The organism is Solemya elarraichensis gill symbiont (assembly GCF_002021095.1).
Lineage (GTDB): Bacteria > Pseudomonadota > Gammaproteobacteria > Chromatiales > Chromatiaceae.
Map to the genome: position 1 here is coordinate 1 of NZ_MPRK01000085.1, position 6,897 is coordinate 6,897.

General features: G+C 49.4%; 6 protein-coding genes. 1 reads left to right on the forward strand and 5 read right to left on the reverse strand.

Annotation, left to right across the window (positions count from 1 at the left end; all coding sequences use genetic code 11):
• Positions 1 to 134: 134 nt before the first annotated feature.
• Positions 135 to 1,070: a carbamate kinase gene (gene arcC, locus BOW51_RS05740; protein ID WP_078476861.1), complete on the forward strand. Its 936-nt coding sequence runs from the start codon at positions 135 to 137 to the stop codon at positions 1,068 to 1,070.
• A gap of 24 nt (positions 1,071 to 1,094) precedes the next feature.
• Here the strand turns inward: arcC and BOW51_RS05745 are convergent, their stop codons facing one another.
• The 5 genes from BOW51_RS05745 to BOW51_RS05760 all read right to left on the reverse strand — a co-directional run.
• Positions 1,095 to 2,438 (reverse strand): cyclic 2,3-diphosphoglycerate synthase, encoded by a 1,344-nt coding sequence (locus BOW51_RS05745; protein ID WP_078476862.1) that lies wholly within the window; start codon positions 2,436 to 2,438, stop codon positions 1,095 to 1,097.
• 481 nt (positions 2,439 to 2,919) lie between these two features.
• The gene (locus BOW51_RS11785; protein WP_281252869.1) at positions 2,920 to 3,045 is read right to left on the reverse strand and encodes a hypothetical protein; all 126 of its coding nucleotides are present in this window, start codon (positions 3,043 to 3,045) and stop codon (positions 2,920 to 2,922) included.
• An 82-nt stretch (positions 3,046 to 3,127) separates the two neighbouring features.
• Positions 3,128 to 3,403, reverse strand: a complete 276-nt coding sequence (locus tag BOW51_RS05750) for a hypothetical protein (RefSeq protein ID WP_078476864.1) — start codon at positions 3,401 to 3,403, stop codon at positions 3,128 to 3,130.
• On the reverse strand, positions 3,400 to 5,226 hold the full coding sequence (locus tag BOW51_RS05755) for a Na/Pi cotransporter family protein (protein WP_078476865.1): 1,827 nt from the start codon (positions 5,224 to 5,226) through the stop codon (positions 3,400 to 3,402). The genes BOW51_RS05750 and BOW51_RS05755 overlap by 4 nt, the downstream gene beginning before the upstream one ends.
• 203 nt (positions 5,227 to 5,429) lie before the next feature.
• The coding region (locus tag BOW51_RS05760; protein ID WP_135568088.1) for an inorganic phosphate transporter at positions 5,430 to 6,897 on the reverse strand (1,468 nt) is incomplete at its 5' end.

Here is a 6,897-nt window from a genome sequence, read left to right on the forward strand (position 1 = left end):
GCGGATCATCTAACCCATAATATGGGCCTGCTACAGGAACTGGCAGGCACACACCCACTATGACTATAGGAGGTTAGAGAAATGACACTGTACCCGGTTAAACGCAACTTCCCCTGCCTGCTGGAGTTCGCTCCGTGAGAATTGTGGTTGCTCTTGGAGGTAATGCCCTGCTACGTCGTGGCGAACCGCTAACTGCTGAAAATCAACGCCGCAACATTCGAACGGCAGCAGAGGTACTGGCACCGATCGCGCGTGAACACGAACTAGTGATTTCTCACGGCAATGGCCCACAGGTAGGGCTTCTGGCACTTCAGAGTGCGGCCTATAAACCAGAGGAAATCTACCCACTTGATATCCTTGGTGCGGAAACCGAAGGCATGATCGGTTATATGATTGAACAGGAATTAAGCAACCTGTTACCTGCCGACGGTCATTGTGCGACCCTCCTGACCCAAATCGAGGTCGATCCGAATGATCCCGCGTTCACACGCCCGACCAAACCCATTGGGCCCGTCTATAAAGAGCGTGAAGCGCAGAGTCTGGCAAGCAGTCGAGGCTGGAGTGTTGCACCTGATGGAGACTGGTATCGCAGAGTAGTCCCTTCACCGCGGCCCAGGCGCATCCTTGAACTGGGCATCATCGAGCTGCTGATCAGCAAGGGTATCATTGTGATCTGTGCGGGGGGTGGCGGGATACCCACGGTGCTCCGCGAAGATGGTACATTGATCGGTGTCGAAGCAGTTATAGACAAGGATCTTGCGAGTTCACTGCTGGCACAGGAACTAAATGCAGATATGCTCCTGATGCTTACCGATGTCGATGCTGTCTACAAGAATTGGGGTAAACCGAATAGCTGTCCGATAAAGCAAATCTCACCGCAGGCCATCAGGGAGTTATCATTCGAGCCTGGCTCCATGGCGCCCAAGGTCGAAGCGGCCATTGAGTTTGTCGAGAAGACCGATGGTATCTCCGGTATTGGCGCGCTCAAGGATGCTCAAGCGATTATACGTGGTGAAGCGGGTACTGTGATTACCAGGGATGCTATAGAGACCCCTGCCGGGATTGAGTGAGATTTGGTCTGACTCGAGGTTACATCAGCAGAGTTTGTTTTTCTTTAAGAACTCCTCTACCAGACTGGCCAGCCCCGGTTCACCAACCTCGGCGAATTCATAACGCACGCGTATAACAGGCTTGTCTATTTCGATCAGCGCTCCGATATCGCAGGGGGTCGCGGCTACCACAAGATCCACATCTGTCGCATTGATCGTTTCACGCAATGCCTGAAGCTGTGACGGATGATAACCTATGGCAGGAAGCACAGCGCCAATATGAGGATATTTCGCATACACTTCTGCAATTTCCTCCACTGCATAGCTGCGTGGGTCTATGATTTCCGCCGCCTGTGCCTCTGTGGCGGCCACAAAACCTGCTCCATAGGGCATCCCGCCATGGGTAATCGTCGGCCCATCTTCTACCACGAGAATCCGCTTGCCACATACAGCCATGGGATCATCCAGTTGTACCGGCGAGGCACCGCGCACAATTGGCGCTATCGGGCTGATCCTGTGGGCATTATCGGTCACCTGCTGAATGTCGGCATCCGACGCCGAATTCACCTTGGAGACGAGAATGATATCTGCCATACGCAGCACAGCCTCGCCTGGATGATGCGTTGTCTCGTGCCCTGGGCGGAGTGGATCAACCATGACGATATGCAGATCAGGACGGATGAAAGAGAAGTCATTATTTCCGCCATCCCACAGAATGACATCCACCTCACTTTCGGCATGATCCACAATTTCGGCGTAGTCGACTCCTGCATAGACAACATTACCCAGGAGCAGGTGCGGTTCATACTCTTCACGTTCCTCAATCGTGCATTCGGCAGCGTCCAGATCGCTTCTTGACGTGAAACGCTGTATGGCCTGGCTCTCGAGGTCACCATAGGGCATGGGATGACGAATAACGGCAACCTTCAGGCCATGTTGCTTAAGAAGCTTCGACAACCAGCGTGTTGTCTGGGATTTTCCACAACCGGTACGAACCGCACAGACAGAAATAACCGGTACTTTTGCCTTCAACATGGTTCGTTCAGGGCCCAGCATCACGAAGTCTGAACCGGCTGCAAGGGCGACAGAAGCCTTGTGCATGACAAGGGCATGGCTGACATCACTATAGGCAAACACAACTTTGTCGATATTCTCTTTACGACACAGTGCATCGAGCTCGGATTCATCATGAATCGGGATACCATCTGGATAGTAGCGGCCGGCAAGTGAAGCTGGATATCGTCGCCCGGCGATATCCGGGATCTGTGTTGCGGTAAAGGCAATCACTTCGTTGTCAGGATTGTCGCGATAGACCATATTGAAATTATGAAAATCACGACCGGCAGCACCCATTATTATGATGCGAGTGGCTTTTTGATTGTACGGCATCGATCGTTTTTTACTTAATATGCAATGGTTAATTGGATTGCCAGAATCATGTCAAATACTTAGCTCCTGTGGATTTGGGATAGTTTATCTTCATGATGAGTATACACTCAGTTTCTCAGCCCCTCCCCCTCGGAGCTCGACATAGGCAGTCTCGGTCCAAGTTCGGAAAGGTTCGGAATAAGAAGTTCGGTCGAGGGTGAGGCAGCCGAGGAAGCTGTTACGATTCTTCTACTTAGTGAGACTGTTCCTGGTCTCATAATCCTTTGGTCCGGGGTTCAAGCCCCTGACGGCCCACCATTCAATTTCGATATAGATCTACGGCTTATGAGAAATTATGGGCCGTTTTTTGTGGAATGACCAAGGAATTATGGATTTCGGGAAGTCCCTTGGTGAGTTATGGAAAGGCGATAGCCGAAAGCTAACATTCAGCGCTCTGCCAGGCAGGACTGAACTAGCAGTACCTGCCTGACTATCTCCTGTCTCAAGAGAGCTTTTTCAGCTTCTTTTTCAGCTTTTTAACTTTTGATTCCTGCTTAGATGCCTTGGCCTTACGAGTCTTGATTTCCTTCTTTATAGAACGTGCTTTTTTGGATGTTTTTTTTGACATAGGTTTCTCCATATTGTCTTCAATGAATGATTTTATCCGCTTCTGATCCAAAGCGGACATTGCTAGTGTAATTGTCGCCTGCCTACTTCTCCTTAGCGTTCCCTTTTTTTTGTTTTTTCTTGAGTTGATCCATCATTGCCAACCCTTTCTTGCGTTGGGCGTGTGCAAGCTTGATTCGTTTTTTGATACGCTTATGCTTGTCTATATCTTGTTCGTTCTCAAGTTCTTGTTCGAGCTGCTTTTCGTAACGACGGATTTTCTTCAACACGTGTTTCAGGCACTTGCGCTTTTCCTTGCGCTTACGCTCGTCGGTATTGATATAACGTTCTGCCTTATCGATTATTTTCGCCAATTTCATCGATTTACACCTGTTTGGTTATTTACATCTTCTTCCATTAATACCACCATTTCCTCATCATCGAGTGCCAGGCTGCGTTCAGCTTCGCGAATCGCCATACTACCGGTTGAAAAAAGGATCTCCCCCATCTTGATCAGGTGTTTTGAAACATCATACGCATAGCTTCCATCATTCATCAACGATGTTGCCATTTGTGGAGTGATCATATGCTTACGTACCAAGCCATCCAGGTTCTGGTCAAATCGATTATCAGTCTCCTTGACCTCCATTTTCAGAGTATCAATAGAGAGAATGGCCGCGGAATCTTCTCCCACTTTACGCACATTATCGAGCTGCCTCATGACTCTTGCGACCTGACGTCGAAGATCATCATATTCGCGTCTTATATCGATATTATCAGCGTTGAGATAGTTCGACAGGTTCTTCTGCAGATGCTTTGTGTCTTTAATTGCTTCAACAATGTCACGGCCAGCTGCACGCAATTCAAACAGCTCATCGGCCTGGTCTGACGTCATGCTGGTTTGCGCCTCACCGATGAAGCCGACAATTTCAGCATAGAGATTTTTAACATTGTCGTTGTATTCTTTATCGATATCGATTGTGATGGGTTTACGTGATGCGGTAACAATGTTCTCTAACGACCTGTCAGCTAATATCTCATCAGCCTGAAGGCTGAGACCTGAAGCAATAATATCGAAGGCATTATCATAGAGATGCAACGTCTCTTTACGCACTGCCTCGATTGCCGTATCCCCCAGTTCGAATGCAGCATCATTCAGGAAGCGTGGTTCTGCAGCGGTTCTTGCACGCCGTTGGAATCTCTTTTCAAGAAACTCCACCATCTTGCCGATCAGCGGTAGCATCAGCGCGATACCCAGTGCATTAAACAACGTGTGGAAAACAGCTAACTTTAGCGTGTAATCAGTCTCAGCAATGCCGAGCCAGGCACTGATACTATCGACCGCGATAGCGAGCTTGTAGATAAGGGCAATTGCAACAACCGCAGTGACCACATTAAAAATGAGATGCGCGGCTGCAAGTCGCCGCCCCTCGACGTTAGCGCTCAAGGCCCCGATGATCGCTGTAATAGTTGTACCGATATTGGCACCAATTGCCAGTGCCAATGCATTTTCATAAGTGATCTGCTGAGCTGCCAAGGCAGTGATAATTAATACCAACGTCGCGTGACTGGACTGCATGACAACAGTGGCCACCAGCCCCAGTAATGCGAAGAGGAATATTCCCGGATAACCGGCAACTGCGTACTGGGCCAGATCGATACTGCCCTTGAATGCATCAAAACCCTCTTTCATGTGATGAATGCCAAGGAACAGAAATCCGAGCCCGGCGAGTACATAACCGATGCCTTTCAGTTCACGACTCTTCTGGAAGACCAGAATGATGCCGAAAACCAGCATTGGCATCGCATAGGCGGAAATCTTCACCTTGAGACCGAAACCCGCAACAAGCCAGGCGCCTGTTGTCGTGCCAAGGTTGGCTCCGAAGATAATGCCGATTCCGGCCGCGAGCGGAATCAGGCCCGCCGAGAGAAATGAGATTGTAATGACCGAAACGAGCGAACTCGATTGCATGATGGTTGTCGTTACAACCCCGAAACTGAGGCTCTTCCAGAGTTTATCCGTCGTACGACGTAATAGATTTTCCAGCAGGCCGCCAGTAAATGCCTTGAACCCCTCTTCCAGCGCAAGCATGCCAAACAGGAAGATCGCAACACCAGCGGCTATCTGTTTAAAGTCGGGGCTGATCCAGAATCCGTAAGCAAGTATGCCTAGAATCGTGGGGAGCAGAATTTTGCGAATCATCGAAGCCTTGTATCCGTCATGGTGATTATCATTTGCAATGAAATCAGGGAGTGCCCTCCCTGGCTGATAGAAATCAGTTCAAATGAATTAGAAATCAATCTCACCTTATGCTACACGCGTCTCGCGCTACATTGTATATACATTATAACACGGGCAGTCGGCATTAAATAGAAGCCCCTGTATGGGGCTTCTATTCGTGATCATCAGGGAACCATCATTCCCCGGATTGTAAAAAACAGCATGGCTGCAAGGAATGCGGAAGCTGGTACTGTAATGACCCATGCCGCAGCAATGCGAAACAGGGCGGTACGTTTGACCAGTTCCTTTCGATAAACACGCTTTAACTCCTTGCGATCTTTCTTAGGCAAGTCAACATCTGCCTTATGAACTTTTAACTGTGCAAGCATCTGGCGTTTATCTTCAAAGGGAGCTGATTCGAACCTCTCCATGAATTCCTCAACAACAGACTGATCCTCATCCGTATGATGATCTTCGATCTCCTGGATCGTCTTGTCATAGCTCGACTTGAGATATTCACGCAAAAAGCCAACGCCGAAGACACCACCGACAGCAATGTGTGTCGAACTAACAGGTAGCCCAAGTTGCGATGCAATGATGACCGTGATTGCTGCGGCCATAGCAATGCAGTAGGCACGCATCTGGTCAAGCTCAGTAATCTCACTGCCTACTGTCCTGATTAGTTTAGGGCCGAAAAGTGCGAGACCAACACTGATACCGAGAGCACCAACAAGCATGACCCATAACGGAATTTCAGCCTTTGACGCGACCCCCTGATGGAGAATAGCGTCATTGATCGCTGCCAGGGGGCCGACTGCGTTGGCGACGTCATTGGCGCCATGGGCAAAACTCAACAGTGCTGCAGCAAATATCAGTGGAACCGTGAAAAGCTTGTTGATGCTCTGCTTTTCATTTGCCAGTTTGTTGGCGTAACGGGCGATATAGGGGGCAATCAGGAAATAGGCTACAACGGCAATGCCAAAACCGATGCCACCAGCCATGAAAATATCAAGCTTCCATATCTTCTTTAGCCCTTTCAGCAGCAGGTAGGTGCTAAACGCCCAGACCATGATAGAAATCATTAACGGAACCATGCGCTTGGCCGCGGCAATCTTGTCCTTCTTATAGGTAATACTGCGTTTGATCCAAATTAGGAAGGACGCTGCGATCACACCGCCAAGAACCGGTGAAATAACCCAGCTTGCTGCGATCTGGGCCATCTTGCCCCAATCAGCAATCGCCCATCCGGCTGCGGCAATCCCTGCGCCGAGAACACCGCCAACAATCGAATGCGTGGTTGATACCGGTGCCCCGAGAGCAGTGGCCAGGTTCAGCCAGATGGCACCAGCCAAAAGCGCTGCCATCATCAGCCAGATAAAGGTTTGACTATCTGCAATTAATGATGGATTGATGATGCCTTTTTTGATGGTACTGACAACGTCACCACCAGCAACAATCGCCCCGGCAGCTTCGAAAATGACAGCGATCATGATTGCACCAACCAGTGTTAGTGCCTTCGAACCAACGGCAGGACCGACGTTATTTGCGACATCGTTGGCACCGATATTCATTGCCATGTATGCGCCGATCATAGCGGCAATAACCAGTTCGATGCTAACTTCACCGTTAATGGTTAACCGAGTAGCAAAGAGC

What these genes read in the sequence shown, in the direction of transcription:
- BOW51_RS05745 (WP_078476862.1), bottom strand. Translation starts at nt 2,438, where the DNA reads ATGCCGTACAATCAAAAAGCCACTCGCATCATAATAATGGGTGCTGCC.
- BOW51_RS11785 (WP_281252869.1), bottom strand. Translation starts at nt 3,045, where the DNA reads ATGTCAAAAAAAACATCCAAAAAAGCACGTTCTATAAAGAAGGAAATC.
- BOW51_RS05750 (WP_078476864.1), bottom strand. Translation starts at nt 3,403, where the DNA reads ATGAAATTGGCGAAAATAATCGATAAGGCAGAACGTTATATCAATACC.
- BOW51_RS05755 (WP_078476865.1), bottom strand. Translation starts at nt 5,226, where the DNA reads ATGATTCGCAAAATTCTGCTCCCCACGATTCTAGGCATACTTGCTTAC.